The 19614-nt window shown below is 67.5% G+C and carries 18 protein-coding genes and 1 pseudogene; 6 read left to right on the forward strand and 13 right to left on the reverse strand.

The window, feature by feature from the left end; genetic code table 11:
• Nucleotides 1–615 carry a TetR/AcrR family transcriptional regulator gene (locus NC4_RS33800; protein WP_067546967.1) on the forward strand — a complete coding sequence of 205 codons (615 nt, stop codon included), beginning with the start codon at nucleotides 1–3 and terminating at the stop codon, nucleotides 613–615.
• Here NC4_RS33800 and NC4_RS41245 read toward each other — a convergent pair whose 3' ends face one another.
• From NC4_RS41245 to NC4_RS33815, 4 genes and pseudogenes are all read right to left on the reverse strand, one after another.
• On the reverse strand, nucleotides 616–777 hold the full coding sequence (locus NC4_RS41245) for a hypothetical protein (RefSeq protein WP_169814921.1): 162 nt from the start codon (nucleotides 775–777) through the stop codon (nucleotides 616–618).
• Nucleotides 778–855: 78 nt separating this feature from the next.
• Nucleotides 856–2814: pseudogene (locus tag NC4_RS33805) on the reverse strand (glycosyltransferase family 39 protein).
• Nucleotides 2811–4064, reverse strand: a complete 1254-nt coding sequence (locus tag NC4_RS33810; protein WP_067547096.1) for a bifunctional glycosyltransferase family 2/GtrA family protein — start codon at nucleotides 4062–4064, stop codon at nucleotides 2811–2813. The pseudogene NC4_RS33805 and the gene NC4_RS33810 overlap by 4 nt, the downstream one beginning before the upstream one ends.
• 66 nt (nucleotides 4065–4130) lie before the next feature.
• The gene (locus NC4_RS33815) at nucleotides 4131–4643 is read right to left on the reverse strand and encodes a nitroreductase/quinone reductase family protein (RefSeq protein WP_084530030.1); all 513 of its coding nucleotides are present in this window, start codon (nucleotides 4641–4643) and stop codon (nucleotides 4131–4133) included.
• A 131-nt stretch (nucleotides 4644–4774) separates the two neighbouring features.
• Between NC4_RS33815 and NC4_RS33820 the strand changes: the two genes are divergently transcribed.
• Nucleotides 4775–5383 carry a TetR/AcrR family transcriptional regulator gene (locus NC4_RS33820; protein ID WP_067546970.1) on the forward strand — a complete coding sequence of 203 codons (609 nt, stop codon included), beginning with the start codon at nucleotides 4775–4777 and terminating at the stop codon, nucleotides 5381–5383.
• 3 nt (nucleotides 5384–5386) lie between these two features.
• On the opposite strand, the gene thiD is transcribed toward NC4_RS33820, so the two are convergent.
• A complete protein-coding gene (thiD, locus tag NC4_RS33825) occupies nucleotides 5387–6238 on the reverse strand; it encodes a bifunctional hydroxymethylpyrimidine kinase/phosphomethylpyrimidine kinase (protein ID WP_067546974.1) in 852 nt (283 codons plus the stop codon).
• Between the two features lie 90 nt (nucleotides 6239–6328).
• On the opposite strand from thiD, the gene NC4_RS33830 reads away from it, so the two are divergent.
• A complete protein-coding gene (locus NC4_RS33830) occupies nucleotides 6329–7474 on the forward strand; it encodes a GTP-binding protein (protein ID WP_067546977.1) in 1146 nt (381 codons plus the stop codon).
• Nucleotides 7475–7540: 66 nt separating this feature from the next.
• Here the strand turns inward: NC4_RS33830 and NC4_RS33835 are convergent, their stop codons facing one another.
• Nucleotides 7541–8164, reverse strand: coding sequence for an NAD(P)-dependent oxidoreductase (locus NC4_RS33835; RefSeq protein ID WP_067546980.1), 624 nt, complete (start codon nucleotides 8162–8164; stop codon nucleotides 7541–7543).
• Between the two features lie 175 nt (nucleotides 8165–8339).
• On the opposite strand from NC4_RS33835, the gene NC4_RS33840 reads away from it, so the two are divergent.
• Complete coding sequence (locus NC4_RS33840; protein WP_067547102.1) at nucleotides 8340–8987, forward strand: TetR/AcrR family transcriptional regulator; 648 nt, start codon at nucleotides 8340–8342, stop codon at nucleotides 8985–8987.
• A gap of 73 nt (nucleotides 8988–9060) precedes the next feature.
• Nucleotides 9061–9471, forward strand: coding sequence for a VOC family protein (locus NC4_RS33845; RefSeq protein ID WP_067546983.1), 411 nt, complete (start codon nucleotides 9061–9063; stop codon nucleotides 9469–9471).
• Between the two features lie 16 nt (nucleotides 9472–9487).
• On the opposite strand, the gene thiC is transcribed toward NC4_RS33845, so the two are convergent.
• Together thiC and NC4_RS33855 are read right to left on the reverse strand one after the other, a co-directional pair.
• A complete protein-coding gene (gene thiC, locus NC4_RS33850) occupies nucleotides 9488–11149 on the reverse strand; it encodes a phosphomethylpyrimidine synthase ThiC (protein WP_067547105.1) in 1662 nt (553 codons plus the stop codon).
• A 359-nt stretch (nucleotides 11150–11508) separates the two neighbouring features.
• Nucleotides 11509–12903 (reverse strand): lipase family protein, encoded by a 1395-nt coding sequence (locus NC4_RS33855; RefSeq protein WP_067546985.1) that lies wholly within the window; start codon nucleotides 12901–12903, stop codon nucleotides 11509–11511.
• A gap of 97 nt (nucleotides 12904–13000) precedes the next feature.
• Between NC4_RS33855 and NC4_RS33860 the strand changes: the two genes are divergently transcribed.
• A complete protein-coding gene (locus NC4_RS33860) occupies nucleotides 13001–13675 on the forward strand; it encodes a TetR/AcrR family transcriptional regulator (protein WP_067546989.1) in 675 nt (224 codons plus the stop codon).
• A 4-nt stretch (nucleotides 13676–13679) separates the two neighbouring features.
• On the opposite strand, the gene NC4_RS33865 is transcribed toward NC4_RS33860, so the two are convergent.
• From NC4_RS33865 to NC4_RS33885, 5 genes are all read right to left on the reverse strand, one after another.
• On the reverse strand, nucleotides 13680–13904 hold the full coding sequence (locus NC4_RS33865; RefSeq protein WP_067546992.1) for a hypothetical protein: 225 nt from the start codon (nucleotides 13902–13904) through the stop codon (nucleotides 13680–13682).
• Between the two features lie 29 nt (nucleotides 13905–13933).
• Complete coding sequence (locus NC4_RS33870; protein WP_067546995.1) at nucleotides 13934–16213, reverse strand: MMPL family transporter; 2280 nt, start codon at nucleotides 16211–16213, stop codon at nucleotides 13934–13936.
• A gap of 137 nt (nucleotides 16214–16350) precedes the next feature.
• On the reverse strand, nucleotides 16351–17526 hold the full coding sequence (gene fahA / locus NC4_RS33875; protein ID WP_067547108.1) for a fumarylacetoacetase: 1176 nt from the start codon (nucleotides 17524–17526) through the stop codon (nucleotides 16351–16353).
• A 65-nt stretch (nucleotides 17527–17591) separates the two neighbouring features.
• On the reverse strand, nucleotides 17592–18797 hold the full coding sequence (locus tag NC4_RS33880; RefSeq protein WP_067546997.1) for a homogentisate 1,2-dioxygenase: 1206 nt from the start codon (nucleotides 18795–18797) through the stop codon (nucleotides 17592–17594).
• 101 nt (nucleotides 18798–18898) lie between these two features.
• Nucleotides 18899–19525 (reverse strand): TetR/AcrR family transcriptional regulator, encoded by a 627-nt coding sequence (locus NC4_RS33885; protein WP_067547000.1) that lies wholly within the window; start codon nucleotides 19523–19525, stop codon nucleotides 18899–18901.
• Nucleotides 19526–19614 lie beyond the last annotated feature (89 nt).

Here is a 19614-nt window from a genome sequence, read left to right on the forward strand (position 1 = left end):
ATGGCGACACCCCACGAACCCAAGCAGGACCGCAGCCGGGCCACCCGGCAGCGCCTGCTGGAGGCGACCATCGACTGCCTGGCCGAACTGGGCTGGGCCGCCGCCACGGTCGCCGTCGTGGCCGAACGCGCCGGGGTGTCGCGAGGCGCGGCGCAGCATCATTTCCCCACCCGCGAAGACCTGATCACGGCGGCCCTCGAGTACATGTTCGATACCCGCATGGCGCAATCCAAGGCCGACGCCCTCGCCTTGGCCGAGATCGCCCAAGGCCAGGCCCGCACCGAGGCCGTGGTCGCCGGGCTGGTCGAGTCCTACACCACCACGCTGTTCAAAGCGGCCCTGCAAGTCTGGACGCACGCCGCCGCCGATCCGGTCCTGCGGGAACGCATCGTCCCCCTGGAAGCGCGCTTCGGCCGTATCTCCCACCGCATGGCGGTGGAAGCCCTCGGCGTCGACGACTCCGACCCGGTGGCCCACCACCTGGTCCAGGCGACGCTGGACCTGGCCCGCGGCCTGGGCTTGGCCGACGTGCTCACCGACGACTCCCTGCGCCGCAAGGAGATCGTCCAGCAGTGGGCGGCGACATTGCATATCGCTTTGAACGCCCCGCGCTAGTCACCAGCCGAAGACTTCGGCCATTTCTATGGATTCGTCGTCCCAGCGCTGCTCGATGACGGCGCGTTCGGGCTCCGGCAGATCCGGAGCCCAGCCGACTCTGCGCCAGAAGGCTTCTCGACGCTCGTCGCTCAGCGGTTGTGATCCGAAGGGGTCGCACATACCGACCATCCCTGAAAAGTGCTGGTGGGGACTGGCTTCAGGGTAGAAGCCAGTCCCCATGATCACCATGGTTTCGGGTCAGGAGGTCAGGTCGTAGAGGGTTACCCCGTCGATTTCCTGGGCGGTGAAGTTCTCTTCGACCCACTTGGTGATTTCGGCGGAATGGCTGTCACCGGAGTGGCCGGGGCCATTGCCGCCGCCGATGAAATAGTGGATTCGGCCTTCGGCCACATACTGCTGGAACTGCTCCAGGGTGGGTGAGGGATCGCTGCCGTTGAAGCCGCCGATGGGCATGACGGGCAATTCGGTCGCGAGCTGGAAGCCTGCCGCGCTCTGCGCACCGACGGCGGCGGCTGCCCAGGTGTAGGAGTCGCCGTTTGCGGAGAGCAGGGCGGTGACCTGGGTGCTGGGCGTGCTGGCGTCGAGGAAGCCGCCTCCGCGTCGCGCGTCGTCGCCGTTCCTGCCGGTTCCGGCGGGAGCGCCGTCCGCGGCCGGGGCGCCGGGCGCGCCGTCGGGGAATCGCTGTTCGCCGTCGCCGGGACGCGGACCGCCCATGCCGAAGCCTCCGGTGCTGGGTCCGGCGGAGGGGATGGATCCGCTGTGGGCGGTGGCAATGGTGTCGACCGTGTAGGCGGTCGGTCCCGCCAGGGCGACCAGGATCGCCGCGATGGCCGCGACCAGGGACTTGCGGGATGCAGGGAGGAACATGGCCAGGGTGGCGGCGATGCCACCCGCCAGGACCACCCAGCGCAGCCAAGGCACGAAGGATTCGGCGCGGGAGAGCAGCAGCCAGGACGTCGCGGTGGTGAGGCCGACCGTCAGGGCGAGTGTGGCACGCACCCACAGCTTTTCGCGCTGCCGCCACAGTTGCACGGCACCGGCGCCGGTCAGCGCGGCGACCGCGGGGGCCAGGGCCACCGTGTAATACGAGTGGAAGATGCCCTGCATGAAGCTGAATATCAGGCCGGTCACCAGCAGCCAGCCGCCCCAGAGGATGAGGGCCGCCCGCTGGGGATCGGTGCGAGTCGCCGTGCCGCGCAGCAGGAGTCCGGCCAGCAGCAGGACGAGCGTCGCCGGGATGAGCCAGCCGATCTGGCCGCCTTGCGCGGAGTCGAACAGGCGCGTGATCCCGGTCTGTCCCCACATGCCGTTGCCACCGGCCGGAAGTTCGCCGCCGGGACCGACGCTGCCGGTCTAATTGCCATTGAGCCGCCCGAGCCCGTTGTAGCCGAGGGTCAGCTCGATGATCGAATTGTTCTGGGAGCCACCGAAGTACGGGCGATCGGAGGCGGGCCAGAACTGGGCGACGAGCACCCACCAGCCCGCGCCCGCCACCATGGCGGCTCCGGCCGCGAACAGCTGCAGGATGCGCTTACCAAGGCGCGGCGGCCCTGCGATCAGATAGGTCAGCGCCAGGGCCGGAACGACCAGCAGCACCTGTAATTGCTTGGCCAGGAACCCGAGTCCGATGAACAGCCCGGTGAGCAGCAGCCAGCGCCAGCGCCCGTCGGCCACCGCGCGGGTCATGGCCCAGGCGGCCGCCACCATGAGCAGCACCAGTGCGGCATCCGGGTTGTTGAACCGGAACATTAGCGCCGCAACGGGAGTCACGGCCAGCGCCAGCCCCGCCAGCAGTCCGGCGGCCGGACCGAAGGGCCGCCGCACCGTCGCCCACAGCAGCGCCACTGCGGCCACGCCCATGAGGGCCTGGGGGAGCAGCATGCTCCAGCTGTGCAGGCCGAACACGCGGACCGACAGCTCCATCGGCCACAGCGACAGGGGCGTCTTGTCGACGGTGATGGAGTTCGCCGCATCGGAGGAGCCGAAGAAGAACGCCTTCCAGGACACCGAACCCGCCTGTACCGCAGCGGCATAGAACGAATTGGCCCAGCCGTTCGCGGACAGATTCCAGATATAGGCGACGGCGGTGCCGATCAGCAGCGCCGCCAGCGCGGGGTACTCCCAGCGTCCGGTGCGGGCCGGAGCCCGGTGCGCGGCGGGGGAAACCGGTTTCGGCCCGGTCATGGTCGCGGTCATCGAGTGACTCCTTCCACCGCGCGGTGCGCGCGCGAACCGGCGTGGCGGAAAACCCAGCGCAGGCCGACGAATCGCATGAGGGTGGCGATCAGGTTGGCGAGGACGAGCGCCAGCAATTCCAGGTGCACGGGCGCGCCGGGCGCCCAATGATGCAGGGCGAAAAGCGATCCGCTCGTCACCACCAGGCCGAACCCGAAGATGAGCAGTCCCTGGAAGTGATGCGAGACCGCCTCGGTGGCTCCGCGCACCCCGAAGGTGAAGGCTCGGTTGGCGGCGGTATTGTCGACGGCGGTGATCAGCAGCGCCGCGAAGTTGGCGAGCTGCGCACCCGTAATCGGTTGCAGCAGTACATAAAGCAGCAGATAGGCAAGGGTCGACGCGACTCCGACGATGCCGAACCGCACCAGTTGCCCGACCATCCCGAGCGGCACGCCCTCCACCAGCGGCTCCCGCCCGATGGCGGCCCGCAGTTCATTGATGGGCAGCCGCCCCGTGGTCAGCGCCCGCCCGACCCGCCAAATCCCCTGTAGGTCCTTGCGCGCCGTATCGACGATATCCACCCGGCTGTCCGGATCATCGATCCAGTCGACCGGCACCTCGTGAATCCGTAGCCCGATGCGTTCGGCCAGCACCAAAAGCTCGGTGTCGAAGAACCATTCGCCGTCCTCGACCAAGGGCAACACCAGCCGCGCCACCTCCGCGCGCATGGCCTTGAACCCGCACTGCGCATCGGAGAACTTGGCCTGCAACGAGGTTCGCAGAATCAGGTTGTAGCAGCGCGAGATGAACTCCCGTTTTGGCCCGCGCACCACCCGCGCCGAGGACGCCAGCTGCGTCCCGATGGCCACATCCGAATGCCCGGACACCAGCGGCGCGACCAGCGGCAGCAGGGCATTGAGGTCGGTGGACAGATCGACGTCCATATACGCCACGATCTGCGCGTCCGACCCCTGCCACACCTCCCGCAGCGCGCGTCCGCGCCCCTTCCGGTCGAGGTGCACCACCCGCACCCCGTTCAGTTCCGCGGCCAGGCGCCGTGCCACGTCGAGGGTGCTGTCGGTGGATGCGTTGTCCGCGATGGTGATTCGGGCCCGGAACGGGAAGCCCCCGTTCAGGAAGGCGTGCAGCCGCCGCACGCACGGCCCGAGATCGCGTTCCTCGTTGTATACCGGAACGACCACGTCCACCACGGGCGCGGTCGCGGCCTCCGCTGATTCCGCCGCCCGGACGGCGGTCGCTGTATCGCTCATGACCACCACGCTCGGTGATCACACTGGGCCGTCCCTGCGTCGCGGCTGGGAGGTTCCTGGGAGCGTTCAGCTCTCGTCGCCGAGAGTCAAGGTCACCAGCGGCAACGGCCGCTCGACCTTGGACTGGAAGTCCGCCAGCAGCGGATTGTTGGCCAGCACCCAGGTCGCGAACTCGTCGTAGTCCGCGCCCTCGAGCACCGTCCCGGTTGCCTGGTAGGTCTTGCCCCGCAGCTCGACGGTGACCCGCGGATTCGCCTTGATGTTGTACCACCAGGCCGGGTACTTGTCCTCGATGAACGAGCTCACGTACATGGTCTCGTCGCGGTACAGCGGACTCAGCGGAGTCGTGTGCCGCTTACCGCTCTTGGCCCCCGTGGTGGTCAGCAGGATGAGATCCCCGCCCGCATAGGCGCCACCCACCTTGCCCTCGTTCTCCCGGAACTCCTTGATCACATCGTCGTTCCAGTTGGCGATGCCCCCCTCCTCGTCCCACGCCTGGTTCCACGGCGCGTTCGGGTCGTTGTAGTCGGTGATGTCGGCCTGGTCCTGCTGTCCCGCAGTGGATTCCGTTTCGCGCATGACAATGAGTATGCCCATCGAGTAGGACAGTTCGTGTCCTAGTTCAACCCCGGGATCCAGAAAGAATCGGATGGATATGGGCGTACCATCAAGCCTTTCGCGGCGGACGGATAGGAGAGGAGGCGGCGGGCATGCCCCGGTTGGTGGATCACGAGCAGCGTCGGCGGGAGATCACCACCGCCATCCGGCGGGTCATTGCGCGCGGCGGCCTGGAGGCCGCCACCTTCCAGACCGTCGCCGCCGAAGCCGGAATCTCGGTGCGGCTGGTGCAGTACTACTTCGGCACCAAGCGCGAGTTCCTGCTGGCCACCCATCAGGCCGTGGTGCTGGACGCGGGCAAGCGCATGGCCGCCGCCCTCGGCGCACTGGGTGAGAATCCCGCGCCACGCGAGGTATTGCGGACGATCATCGCTCAGCTGCTGCCCCTGGACCAGGAGCGGCGGGACGAGACCGTCATCTTCGCGGCCTATCACGCGGCCTCGCTGACGGGTTCCCCGATTACCGGGGACGACAATGCGGGCGCGGCGCTCTGGCTGGTCGACGCCTGCGTCGAGCAGCTGCGACGGCAGCGGGCAGTGGATGGGGCGAGCACGATCCGGCCGGAGCTGGACGGCGAACTGATCGCGGGCGCGGTGGCCGGTCTCTCGGCCGCCATGGTGCAGCAGCCCGCGCGCTACACCCCGGAGGCGGCCCGCATCCTGGTCGACCGGCTCCTCGAGCGGACTCTGGGAGCCGAGTAGGCGCTACTGCTCGGCGACGTGCAATCGCCACAGCGGCGATACCGGTCCGTGGCCCGCGCCCAGATCGTAGGCGGCCTCCAGGCAGCGCCGCGTCCACTCCTTGGCGAAGGCGAAGGCGTCCGGCACCGAATACCCGTGGGCCAGTGCGCAGGTCATGGCGGCGGCCAGGGTGTCGCCGCCGCCATGGTCGTTCCCGGTGGCAATGCGCGGCGCGCTGAGCTCGCGGAAGGTGTCGCCGTCGAAGAGCAGATCGGTGCTGAAGGCGGAGGAGCGCAGATGCCCGCCCTTCACGATGGCCCACTGCGGCCCGAGGACGTGCAGCGCCTCGGCGGCCTTGCGCGCGCTGGCGTCGTCGACCACCTCGATGCCGGTGAGCAGCCGCACCTCGTCGAGATTGGGGGTGATGACCGTGGTCTGCGGAATCAGGGTGTCGCGCAGGGCGTCGAGGGCCTCGGCGTGCAGCAGCGGATCACCGTGCATGGAGGCCGCGACCGGATCCACCACCAGTGGAATGCCGCCATTGCGCCCGATGCCGACCTCCCGGCAGACCGCCGCCACGGCCTCGATAATGGCGGTGGAGGCGAGCATGCCGGTCTTCGCCGCCCCGATGCCGATGTCCCCGACCACGGTTCGCACCTGATCGGCCACGATCTGCGGCGGAATCTCGTGGAAACCGCTGACCCCCACCGTGTTCTGCACCGTCACCGCCGCGACGGCCACGCAGGCGTGCACGCCGCACATGGCCATGGTCCGCGAGTCGGCCTGGATGCCCGCCCCGCCTCCGGAGTCGGTGCCCGCGATGGTGAGCGCGCGGACGGGGGTCTGCCCGTTGGGTGTAAGCGGCAGGAGTTTCACAGCTCCAGACCCTACGCGGTTGGAGGAACGCACAGTGCGGTCAGCTACCCCGGACCGCACAGTGTTAATGAAAACCATTATCATAAAGAGATGACTGCAGCCCAGCCCACCGCTCCGCTCCCCGTGACCGTGCTGTCCGGCTTCCTGGGGGCGGGCAAGACGACCCTGCTCAACCACATCCTGGCCAATCGCGAGGGCCGCCGGGTGGCGGTCATCGTCAATGACATGAGCGAGGTGAATATCGACGCGGCCCTGGTGGCGGGTCAGGGACACCTGGACCGGACCGAGGAGAAGCTGGTCGAGCTCACCAACGGCTGCATCTGCTGCACGCTGCGCGAGGATCTCATCGAATCGGTGGGCAGGCTGGCGCGCGAGGGGCGGTTCGATCAACTGGTCATCGAATCCACCGGCATCTCCGAACCCATGCCGGTGGCGGCGACCTTCGAATGGGAATTCGAGGACGGGTTCCGGCTCGGGGAGATCGCCCGCCTCGACACCATGGTGACCGTCGTGGACGCCTCCACCTTCCTGGCCGAGGTGGTGAAGGGGCAGGCGCTCGCGGAACGGAATATGCAAGCGGGCGAAGGGGATGCGCGCACCATTGCCGATCTGCTGGTGGATCAGGTGGAGTTCGCCAATGTGCTCGTCCTCAACGAGACGGACCTGGTGAGCGCGAACGCCCTGGGGACGGTGGAGGCCACCATCCGGCGGCTGAATCCGGCGGCCCGCCTGGTGCATGCCGCGCACGGCGCCGTGGACCTGTCCGAGGTGCTCGGCACCGGCCGCTACAACCCGGATCTGGCCGCCCAGTTCGAGGGCTGGGACGAGGAACTCGCGGGCGGTCACACCCCGGAGACCGAGGAATACGGCATCAGCAGCCTGACCTTCACCGCCGACCGCCCCTTCCATCCGCAGCGGCTGGATTCGGCACTGGCGCAACTGCATCGGCTGCTGCGCAGCAAGGGCTTCTTCTGGCTGGCCAGCCGTCCCGACCTGTGCGCCATCTGGTCGCAGGCCGGTCCGAACCTGACCTTCGAGGCGGGCGCGCACTGGTCCGCGCTGGATATGCCGCGGGGACAGGAAATCGTCTTCATCGGCGTGAAGCCGGATCGCCCGCACGTCCAGGATCTGCTGAATTCCGCCCTGCTGACCGATGCGGAATTGGCTGCGGGACCGCAGGTCTGGGCCACATATCCCGATCCGTTCCCGAATTGGGAATTGCACGAACACGCGTGAACGACCGGACCCGCATTTCACCGTATGGCGAAATGCGGTTCCGGAGGCGCTGTTTCGGTGCGGCGATCAGTTCGAGATGCCCGGGGTGCGACGCAGGTAGGTGTCGCTGGTGAGTTGCTCGAGCAGAAAGGCGGCGATATCGGCGCGCGAGATCTTGAGCGTCAGACCCTTTGCGTCCGCGCCGAAATCCCGCTGGAAGCCATCGGTGCGCGGACCGTCGGTGAAGGCGCTGGGCCGCACGATGATCCAATCCAGATTGCTGGCCCGCACATGGCCCTCCTGGGTGTTGTGGTCGGCCATGGCCTTGCGCAGCAGCATCCCGAACAGGATGTACTTCCAGAGGAAGTTCAGATTGCCGTGGCTGTCCCCGGCCCCGAGCGTGGACTGCACGATGAGCCGCTTCACGCCCTGACGCTCCATGGCCTCGATGACGGTGCGGGTGCCCGCCGCCCGGACCACGCCCTTGCGGCCGTCGCCGAGGGTGACGATGCAGGCGTCCTGCCCGGCCACCGCGCGGTCCACCGCGATCGGATCGGTCACATCGCCCGCGATGACATGCAGCCGGTCGTGCGAAACGGTCACATTGGCGGGATTGCGGGTGAGCGCGGTGACTTCGTGCCCGGCCGCGAGGGCCTGCTCGACGACATTGCGGCCGATGGTGCCGGTGGCTCCGAAGATGGCGATTCGCATTTCGTTTCTCCTTGTTGGGTTTTCGGTGAATTCCGTTGTTCCGAAGGTGAAATAAGTACATCAACGGAACAGGCCCCGAACCATCGTCGTGACGCTCGCGAGCATGCGAGAGGATCTCAGCGCCACCGCGCCGATTACGGAACAGATCATTCCGTTCAAGTGCTATGCTGGGGACATGCCGACAACATCCGAACCCGCTGCTCAGCGCGCGCTGCCCGGTCGCAAGGCGCAGGCCGCCCGCAATGACGAGCTCATCCTGGCCGCCGCCCGCGATGTCTTCCTCGCCGATCCCAAGGCCCCGATCTCGGCGGTGGCCGAACGGGCGGGCGTCGGCATCAGCGCGCTGTATCGCCGCTATCCGAGCAAAGAGGATCTGCTGCGCACCCTCTGCTACGACGGCCTGCGCCGCTACAACGCCGAAGCCGAAGCGGCACTGGAGAATCCGGACGACTGGCAGGCCCTGGTCGAATTCCTGGAGCGGGTCGTCGACGCCGACGTCCATTCCCTGACCGTCCATCTGGCGGGCACCTTCACCCCCGACGAATCGGTGCTGCTCGCGGTGCAGCGCGCCGGGGAGCTGAACGACGAACTCGTGCGCCGCGCCCACGCGTCGGGCCGCCTGCGCCCCGAGGTCAATACCCTCGACCTGGGCCTCATTCTCGAATCCTGTTCCGCCATCGCCTTTCCGGATCCGGAGCGCACCGCCCAGCTGCGCCGCCGGGTGCTCGCCCTGCTCGTCGACGGCCTCGCCACCACCGGTGAGCTCCCGGGCCTTCCACCCGCTCCCGGCGAGTTCGCCTTTCGCTGGGAGCGCCGGAACTGAGCATGGGGCGATGAATTCCGGTCCGCCGGACCGTCTGTTCTGACAGGGCCGTACCTATCCGGAAGGTAGCGCTATGAACTGGATTCTCGAGGTCGTGATCGTGCCGGTAACGGATGTCGATCGGGCCAAGGACTTCTACAGTGGGCCACTCGGGTTCACCGTCGATTTCGACTCGGATTTCGGGGAGGGGATGCGAGTTGTGCAGCTGACCCCGCCCGGATCCGGCTGCTCCATTCAGATCGGCACATCGGGGGCCGTGCCGCGCATGGAGCCGGGCAGCGTGAAGGGGCTGCAACTGGTGGTCCCGGATATCGAGAAGGCGCGCGCCGAACTGCTCGAGCGCGGGCTCGAGGTGGGCGAGGTGCAGGTGCTGGGCAAGAACCCCCGGCCGACCCTGCATCCGCTGGACAATGTCGGGTTCCTGTTCTTCGAGGATCCCGACGGCAACGGCTGGGCCGTGCAGCAGATTTCGTCGCGGGGCTGACCGGGGGTTCTCGGAGCTAGGACACGACCGGCAGATAGACCTTGCCGCCCGCCTCCGCGAACTCCGCCGACTTCTCGGCCATACCGGCCTCGATGGCCGCCACATCCGTGAGGCCCTGCTTCTCGGCGTAGTCGCGCACATCCTGCGAGATGCGCATGGAGCAGAACTTCGGGCCGCACATGGAGCAGAAGTGCGCCGTCTTCGCCGGTTCCGCCGGGAGGGTCTCATCGTGGTATTCTCGCGCGGTGTCGGGGTCCAGCGACAGGTTGAACTGATCGTTCCAGCGGAATTCGAAGCGCGCCTTGGACAGCGCGTCGTCGCGCGCCTGCGCGCCCGGATGCCCCTTGGCCAGATCCGCGGAGTGCGCGGCGATCTTGTAGGTAATGACGCCGACCTTCACGTCATCGCGATTGGGCAGGCCCAGGTGCTCCTTGGGCGTGACGTAGCAGAGCATGGCGGTGCCCGCCTGCGCGATGATGGCCGCGCCGATGGCCGAGGTGATGTGGTCGTAGGCGGGCGCGATATCGGTGGCGAGGGGGCCGAGGGTGTAGAAGGGCGCCTCCTCGCAGAGCTCCTCCTCCAGCCGCACGTTCTCCACGATCTTGTGCATGGGCACGTGGCCCGGGCCCTCGATCATGACCTGCACGCCATAGGATTTCGCGATCTTGGTGAGCTCGCCCAGGGTGCGCAGCTCGGCGAACTGGGCCTCGTCATTGGCATCGGCGATGGAGCCCGGCCGCAGACCGTCACCCAGGGAGAAGGTGATGTCGTACTTCGCCAGGATCTCGCAGAGCTCGCGGAAGTTGGTGTACAGGAACGATTCCTGATGATGCGCCAGACACCAGGCCGCCATGATGGAGCCGCCGCGCGAGACGATGCCGGTGACGCGCTTGGCGGTCAGCGGCACATAGCGCAGCAGCACGCCCGCGTGCACGGTCATGTAGTCGACGCCCTGTTCGGCCTGCTCGATCACGGTGTCGCGGTAGATCTCCCAGGTCAGCTTGGTGGGATCGCCGTTCACCTTCTCGAGGGCCTGGTAGATCGGCACGGTGCCGACCGGCACCGGCGAGTTCCGCAGAATCCACTCGCGGGTCTCGTGAATGTTCTTGCCGGTGGACAGGTCCATGATGGTGTCCGCGCCCCAGCGGGTGGCCCACACCATCTTCTCAACCTCCTCCGCGATGGAGGAGCTCACGGCCGAGTTGCCGATATTGGCATTGATCTTCACCGCGAACTTCTTGCCGATGATCATCGGCTCGCATTCGGGGTGGTTGTGGTTGGCCGGAATCACGGCCCGCCCGGCCGCCACCTCATCGCGCACCAGCTCCGGCGCGACGCCCTCGCGGGCGGCGATATAGCGCATCTCGTGGGTGATGAGGCCTGCGCGCGCCCAGGCCAGCTGGGTGCGCGGTCCGGGAACCTCCGGCTTGGCCCAGGAGTCGCGCAGCTTGGGCAGCCCGCCCTCCAGATCGATCACCGCGCTGTCGTCGGTGTACGGACCGGAGGTGTCGTACACGTCGAAGTGCTCGCCATTGGTGAGGTTGATGCGCCGCACCGGAATCCACAGTGTCGTGCCCTCGGCCTCGACCTGCTCGTAGTGCTTGACGCTGCCCTGGATGGGGCCGGTTGTCACGGTGTCGACCGGAGTCCCAGTGGACGCGGCTCGGTTCGATGACATGTGAATCCTCCCTACGTCGGCATTACCCGGTCAGGTTCATACGGTCGACGGCCCTGCTCCGACCGGAATGGGCTAGCCGTCCTCTCAGCCCGCTGGTGCGAGCCCCCGTTGGCGTGAATTTGTTCGTCCGCGACCTTACCGGGCCGCCGCGCCGCGCGACTCCTGGATGGGAATACAGGCGAATAGTTGCGCACGCTGCGCAGCCCGAGAGGTTCGTACAGGCGACGACTGATTTAGTGAGGTCCGGGTAACTCCTGGGGTACGCCCAGAATCGGTTGGGCACGTGGCCGCCGGTACGCGTGCCCAACCGGCAACGGCACTCTGCCGCGCGCTGAAGTCGCGGAGAGGCGGGACAGTGTCTAGCGCTCCTGCGGTCCGATGGGCCAGCCCAGCGCTCCGAACGTCGCGTTCAGGTTGATCTCGGTCATGGTGATGATGTCGTTGATATCCAGGAACAGCGACAGGTGGTTCTCGGTCTGGCAGCCGACCGGATCCGGTGCGCCCGGGGTGAGCCGGGACTTGACCCAGTTGAAGGCGTCGCCCATGCCGAAGGTGGTCAGCGTCAGGTGCTCGGAGAGATGGTCGCGCTTGTAGAGCACCGACGACCCGCCCGCGCACCACTCCCCGACGAGCTTGTCATTGGTCGTGTACGGCACCGCCTCGTCGAAGATGCCCTGGTACACCATGACCGGCACGGTCGGCGGATTCTTGCCCAGCACGGTGGCGTCGAACACCGCGCGGATCTCCGGCAGCGCCAGATACTCCTGAATCGGAATCGTCAGCAGCCGTTGATAATCCGTGAACATCAGGGTGATCACATTGCGCACCAGACACTGCCCCTCGGTGCGGTCCATGATGGCCCGGCCCTCCGGCGTCAGATACCGCTCGGTGGTGGCCGCGAACTCCGGATAGGCATTGCGCAGCGAGGAGATGCCGATGCCGATCAGGCTCGCGAACATGGACCCGTTCACATGCAGCAGCGACTGCACATCCGAGACCGGCGCACCCATGGCCGCGCCCTTGATATTCAGCTCCGGCGCGTACGTCGGCTGCATTTCCACGGCCCAGCCGGTGGCCATACCGCCGCCGGAGTACCCCCACATGGCCACCGGCGAGGCGGCGTCCAGGCCCAGCGGTTCGAAGCGCTGCGCCGCGCGAATGCTGTCCAGAATCATGTAGCCGGGCTCCTTGGCCACGGCCAGATTCCCGTTCATGCCCTCGTAGTCCGGCACGTTCACCGCGTAGCCCTGGCTGATCGAGGCCGCCAGCTCCAGATATTCGACCGTGGAGTGAATGCCCTCGAGCGCCTGCAAGCCCGCGCCCTGCTGCAGCACATAGGACGGCGCGCAGTGCGGTGCGGTGCTGTCGTAGAAGAAGTGGTGCGATACCAGCGGGCGGGTGCGCGAGGTGTCGGCGCCCATGGGCACCGCGACCGTGGTGGCGGCCACCGTCGGCTGATCGAACAGATCGGTGGTGCGATACAGCAACTGCCAGGCCCGGACTCGCACCGGCAGGACGGTCAGCACCGCCAGTTGCACCTCGCGAGTCTTCAGAATCTCGCCGGGCGCGGCCGCTTCGAAGCCGTCCGGCGCCTGATAGAACGCGTCCACGTTCAAGGGCCCGGGTTGCGCCGCCGCCGGTGCGGCCGTGGCGCCCACCGCCAGCACCGCCCCCGCGGCCGTGACTGCCGTCGCGAGCGCGGCCGCGGTCCACCGCCGCCACCCCCGCCGTCGGCGATCCCCATTGATTGCCACGTCTGTTCCCTTCCTCATCGACGTGACAGCGATTACAACATGGCATCCTATTATAAACAAGATATCTTTCTCAAAAGTGCCCCGCTAAGGTCTAGGCATGACCCGCAGCAAACCAGCCGCGGCGCCAGAACGGACACCCGCGCGGCGTCGCATCCGGGGCCTCGACGCCGACGAGCGCAGCGCCCAGCGCCGCCGCCAGCTCCTCACGGCCGCCACCGAACTGTTTGCCCGGCAAAGCTATTCGGGGACCTCCATCGAGCAGATCTGCCAGGCCGCCTATGTCGGAACCAAGGGCTTCTACGACCACTTCGACAGCAAGGAAGCCTGCTATACCGCCCTGCTGGAACAGATCACGGCAGGGATCCAGCAACGCGTCGGGGAAGCGGCCGTACAGGCCGCGGAATTGGACTGGCCGCAGCGCATGCGGGCGATACTGGCGGCCTTCGTGCACGCCATCGCCGACGATCCGCGGCTGGCGAAGGTGACCTTCGGCGAGGCTGGTGGCATCTCACCGGCGGTGGAGCGCCAGCGCCGGAGCAATCGGCGCTGGTCGGCGGCGTTCCTGAATCAGCAACTGCCGCAACGGGACGGGCTGGACGAGCGGCAGAGCCTGGCGCTCTGCCTGGCCACCATCGGCGGCATGTTCGAACTCGTAGCGGACTGGCTGCACCATCACGACGACGGTGGCGCGCCGGATACCGTCGAAACACTGGTCGAGGATCTGACGCGCTTCGTCACCGTCGTCGATGCGGGCCGCCGCGCGACGGGGTAGCGGCCTACTTCTCCGCGGAGGCGCTGGCCGAGCCGGTGGTGAGCAGGTCGACCAGGATCTTCGCCAGCGGCGAGGAGCAGGTCGGGGGCTGCGAGGAGGTGCATCCGGAACCGGTGTCGCTCGAACCCGAGGAGCCGATGGGGCTCACCGGCGCGGCCCCGGCGACCGCGGCCTGGACGGGGAACAGCAGGGCACTCGCCAGCACGACGCCGGCCATACGCTTCTTCATGAATCCCTCTTCTATACGCACAATTCGGGCTATGAGTCGGACCGTACGGTACCGACTGCGGGCTCCGTTGCGAAGACCTCGGTTCTGGGGCTCGGGTCCTCCTCCAGGCCGATCCGCTTGTGCAGGGCCGCAAGCGGTTTCGGAGCCCACCAGTTTCCGGTGCTCATCAGGCGCATGAGGGCGGGGGCGAGCAGACCGCGAATGACGGTGGCGTCGGCAATGACCGCCAGCGCCAGGCCGATGCCGAAGAGCTTCATGGCGGCGACCCCGGAGGTCGCGACCGCCAGCAGCACCACCGCCATCAAACCGGCCGCGGCCGTGAAGATCCGGCCGGTGCGCGCCACGCCCAGCGCCACCGAGGTGGTGTTGGCCGCTTTGCCGCGATCCGACGCCAGCCACTCCTCGCGAATGCGCGACAGCAGGAACACCTCGTAGTCCATGGACATGCCGAAGGCCAGGCAGAACATGAGGATCGGCATGAACAGATCGATGCTGTCGGTCGGGGTGAAACCGAGCGGGCCCGACAGGTGGCCCTCCTGGAACACCCAGATCATGGCGCCGAAGGTGGCCGTCAGGGACAGCATGTTCAGCAGCAGCGCCTTCACCGGCAACACCACGCTGCCGGTGAACAGGAACAGCAGGATCAGGGTGATGACGGCAATGATCGCGCCCGCCAAGGGAAGTCGCTTGATCACCGACTCCATGGTGTCCTCGTTGAGCGCCGCCGCGCCGCCGAAGAGGGTCTCGCCCGGTGCGGGCACCGCGCGCAGGGCCGCCAGCTGCTCCTCACCCGCGGCGGAGCCCGGCGCGGCCTTGGCGCCCACGGACAGATACGCGCCCTCGGGTCCGGTCATCTCTGGAATGCCCGCCGCCATCTTGGCGCCGTTCACGTAGACGCCGTCACCGGAGAGCACCGCGGGCACATCCGACACCTTCGACAGCGCCGCCGCATACGCGCCGAGTTCATTGGGCGCGCCGTGGAATCCGGGCAGCACCACGACCGAACTATTGGCCATATCCGCATTGAAGTCCTCGCGCATGGCATTGCCGACCTGGCGGCTGGAGGCGAAATCGCCGATCACCCGATCGTCCGGACTGGCGAAATGCGCGGACAGGAACGGGGTTCCGAGGAACAGCAGCGCCGCGCCCGCCACGATGGCCACGGGCAGCGCGCGGCGCATGACCACCGTCACCAGGCGATACCAGAAGGTCTGCTCCACCGGTTTCGGCGCGGGCTCGCCGCGACCGAACAGGCGGCGCAAGGGTTTCCGCAGATCCCAGGCATTCACTCGATCGCCCAGCAGAATAAGCGCCGCGGGTAGCAGCAGGATCGACGCCCCGACGGCCGCCGCCACCACAGCCACGCCCGCGAAGGCGAACGATTTGAAGAACGGCTGCGGGAACACCGCGAGCGCCGCCAGGGCCAGCGCCACGGTGAGACCGGAGAACACCACGGTGCGGCCCGCCGTCTGCACCGCGCGCAGGATGGCGGCGTGGGTGTCGCGGCCCTCGGCCAGTTCCTCGCGATAGCGGCTGACAATGAACAGGCTGTAGTCGATGGCCAGGGCGAGACCCAGGGCGCTGGTCATATTGAGCGCGAAGATGGACACGTCCATGACCGTGGTCAGCAGGCGCAGAATGCCCAGCGTCGCCGCGATGGCGAAGAAGCCGACGCCCAATGGCAGCGCGGCCGCCACCATGCTGCCGAACACCAGCACCAGCAGAATGCCGGAGATGGGCACCGCGATGGCCTCGGCCAGGATCAGATCCTTCTCGACCTGATGGTTGATATCGGCGAAGGTCCCAGCCATTCCACCCACCCGCACCTCGACGCCGTCGCGGTCGCCATTGAGTTCGGCGCTCAGCACATTGGCGCGGTTCTGCACCTCGGTATCGGTGCCGGTAATGGTGGCCAGGATGAGCCCGCGCTGACTGTCCTTGCTGCGCAAGGCCGTCGCGAGATCGGCGCGGGCCGTCATGGTGTTCCAGTACGACCGCACGCCGGTCACGCTCGGATCGGCGGTCAGCAGGCCGGTGATGCGCTCGGCCTCGGTGCGCGCCGCCGGGCTGTTCACCCCGCCGTCCGGAGCGGTCAGCATGACCACCAGATTGGGGTTGCCGCCCGGGAAGTTGTCCTCGATGAAGTCGTTGGCCTGCACGGCCTCCAGTTCATCGGTCAGGTAGCCGCCGCCCACCATATGGGATTTGGCCGTGGCGCCGAAGCCACCGCAGATGATCATCAGCAACAGCGCGGTCACCAGAACGACACGCGGGCGCGTCATGGCGAACCGGGCAAGAGTGGTCAACATCGACGCGCACCTCCGAAGGTCCCTTGACTTTGGTACGGTAGCGTTCCACAACCGGCCCGGGTACCGGACAGTGACCATGCTCATGGTCATGTAAATCGGCTATGAAACAACCGATTTCGCCCTGGTCGGTCGGCCGGTTACCGCCCGGCGATACGGCCCCGGACCTCGCCCAGTGTCAATCGCCCGCCCCCGGCCGCGGGCGCCGAGGCCGTGATAACCACCTCGTCGCCGTCCTCCAGGAAGGTGCGCTTGTCGCCGCCGATATCGATCGGCTCGGTGCCGCCCCAGCTCAATTCCATGAAGGAACCGCGCTGGTGCCGCTCCGGACCGGAGATGGTGCCGGAGGCGAACAGATCACCGGTGCGGGTGGACGCGCCATTGGCGGTCATATGCGCCAGCATCTGCGCGGGCGACCAGTACATGCGGCCGTACGGGGGAGTGGAGATGCGGTGGCCGTTCCACTCCACCGCCAAGTCGATATCCAGCCCCCACGGTGTGCTGTCCCGCAGGTACGGCAGCGGTTCGGGCTGCTGCTCGGGCAGCGGAATCCGGGCCTCCGCCAAGGCATCCAGCGGCGTCACCCAGGCCGACAGCGTGGTCGCGAAGGATTTGCCGAGGAACGGGCCCAGCGGCTGCGCCTCCCAACCCTGGATATCGCGCGCCGACCAGTCGTTCACCAGGGCCACGCCGAAGACGTGCTCGGCGAACTCGCCGGTGCCGACGGGACTGCCCAGCGGTGAGCCCGCGCCCACCACGAAGCCGAGTTCCGCCTCGATGTCCAGTCGGCGGCTGGGCCCGAAATCCGGTGTGCCGGACTCGGTCCGGCGCTGGCCGTGCGGTCGGATGATCTCCGTGCCGGACACCACCACGGTGCCCGCGCGGCCGTGATACCCCACCGGCAACTGCCGCCAATTCGGCAGCAGCGGTTCACCGTCCGGCCGGAAGATGCGGCCCATGGCGGTGGCGTGGTCGATGCTGGCGTAGAAGTCGACATAGTCGGCGACCTCCACCGGCAGATCCAGGGTGACCGCCGCGACCGCGTGTACCGCGGCGGCGGGCAAATCCGAATCCGCGGCCGCGCGCACCCGCTCGCGCACCTCCTGCCAGCACCGCGGGCCCTGGGTCATGAAGGCGTTCAGGCTGGGCTGGGCGAACATCGGATCATCCAGGGCCACCGCCAGATCGATGATCGAATCGCCCAGCCGCGCACCCACCCGCGGCTGCCCGCCGCGCGGGCGGAACACGCAGTAGGGCAGATGCGCGGGGCCGAATCCGGAACCGTCCGGGACCTCGATCCGCACCCGGCTGCTCATATCCACCCCACGCCTCTCCTCCGCACCACCACTACCCGACACCGTGCCGCTCGAATCCACGCCGCTCAAATCCATTCCGACGGTCCGCGACCCGACCAGGTCCAGGCATAGCCGGGATCCTCACAGGCCAGGGCGCCCTCACCGAGCTGCAACGGATGGAAGGTATCAACCATGACCGCCAGTTCGTCGAAGAATTCGATACCGATACTGCGTTCGTAGGCCCCCGGCTGCGGTCCGTGCGCATAGCCGCCCGGATGCACCGACACCGAACCCTGCCCGATCCCGGATCCCTTGCGGGCCTCGTAGTTTCCGCCGCAGTAGAACATGATCTCGTCGGAGTCCACATTGGAGTGGTAGTAGGGCACCGGAATCGAGAGCGGGTGGTAGTCCACCTTGCGCGGGACGAAATTGCAGATCACGAAGTTCTGGCCCTCGAAGGCCTGATGCACCGGCGGCGGCTGATGCACGCGGCCGGTGATCGGTTCGAAGTCGGCGATATCGAAGGCGAACGGATAGAGACAGCCGTCCCAGCCCACCACATCGAAGGGATGCGTGGCGTAGACCATGCTGGTGCCGACGATCTCTCCGGCGGGACGGTGCTTGACCAGCACCTCCACCTGCTCGCCCTCGGCCAGCAGCGGTTCGCCCGGACCGTGCAGATCGCGCTCACAGTACGGCGCGTGCTCGAGCAACTGCCCGTACTTGGACAGATAGCGCTTGGGCGGGGTGATATGCCCCGAGCCCTCGATAATGTAGGCGCGCAATGGTTCCGGGCCCTCCGGAATCCAGCGGTGGGTGGTGGCGCGCGGCAGCAGCACCTGATGGCCCTGGCGCACCGGAATCGCGCCGAAGACCGTCTCCACCGTGCCGCTGCCGGATTCGATGTACACCAGCTCGTCGCCGATGGCATTGCGGTACAACGGCGAAGCCTGCAGCGCCGCCACATAGGAGATGCGCACATCGGCATTTCCGAGCAGGAGCCGCCGCCCGTTCACCACATCGCTCTCGGTGGGCTTGTCGCCCAGGAAGAGCTCGTGCAGCTTCAAATGCCGGTGCCGGAGTGGATGATTCGGATACAGCCGCTGTTCGGGCAGCACCCACACCGAGGAATCCACGATGGCGGGTGGGAGTGCGCGGTGGTACAGCAGCGAGGAGTCACCGGAGAAGCCCTCTTCTCCCATGAGCTCTTCGTAGTAGAGCTGTCCTTGCTCGTTGCGGTGCTGGGTGTGCCGCTTTGGCGGCACCGATCCAACTTGTCGATAAAACGTCATCGCAGGCCTCTCGCGGGATAAGGATGGTGCCGTGGCCCATGGTAATCATCAAGTTGCCGAGGAGACGGCGGTTTTGCTGAGCAAACCGCACGCCCTGCCGCTCAGGCGTGCCGCAATGCGCGATACACGGCGGCGCCGACGAATTCGCCCAGGGTGTCGGGCGTCCAGTCGCCCGGCTCGCTGAGCATGGTGCGCACCGCGCCCTCGCCCGCCGACACCCACAGCTCGACCAGCACCGGCAGCTTGCGTTCGGCATCCGCGGTGCCCCAGGCGCGCAGGGTCGGGCGCAGCCGCCGGGTGCAGCGTTCGACGGCCAGTTCGCGGCCCCGGCCGAACGACTTCGCCACGGCCGGATCGGGATTCCCGTACAGCAGCCGCCAGGAGTCGGGGCGCGCGGTGGCGGTGTGCAGCAGTGCGCGGAAGCCCTCCACGAAGACCGCCTCGTCGGCCTCCACGCGGCGGCGCGGCAGGGCCTCCAGGATTCCGCTGATCATGAAGGCCTCTTCGCGCTGGATGAGCGCGTCGATGAGTTCCACCCGATCGGCGAAGCAGGCGTAGACCACCGGCCGCGTCACCTTCATGCGATCAGCGACGGCCGCGATGGTGACCGCGGCGATGCCGTCCTCGGCGGCAATGGTGAGCGCGGTGTCGAGCACCTGCGGGCGGCGGCGTTCCGGCCCGAGATGCCGCGCGCGCTGGCGGGGTCGTACCGCCGATTCGGAGCCCATGGGCACCGACGATAGCAGCGTGGCCGGAGGCCGGAACGGCAGGTCCGGGGCGGTTGCAAGATCATTTCCTATATTTGTGAACAAAAATG

This window comes from Nocardia crassostreae (assembly GCF_001613405.1).
Lineage (GTDB): Bacteria > Actinomycetota > Actinomycetes > Mycobacteriales > Mycobacteriaceae > Nocardia > Nocardia crassostreae.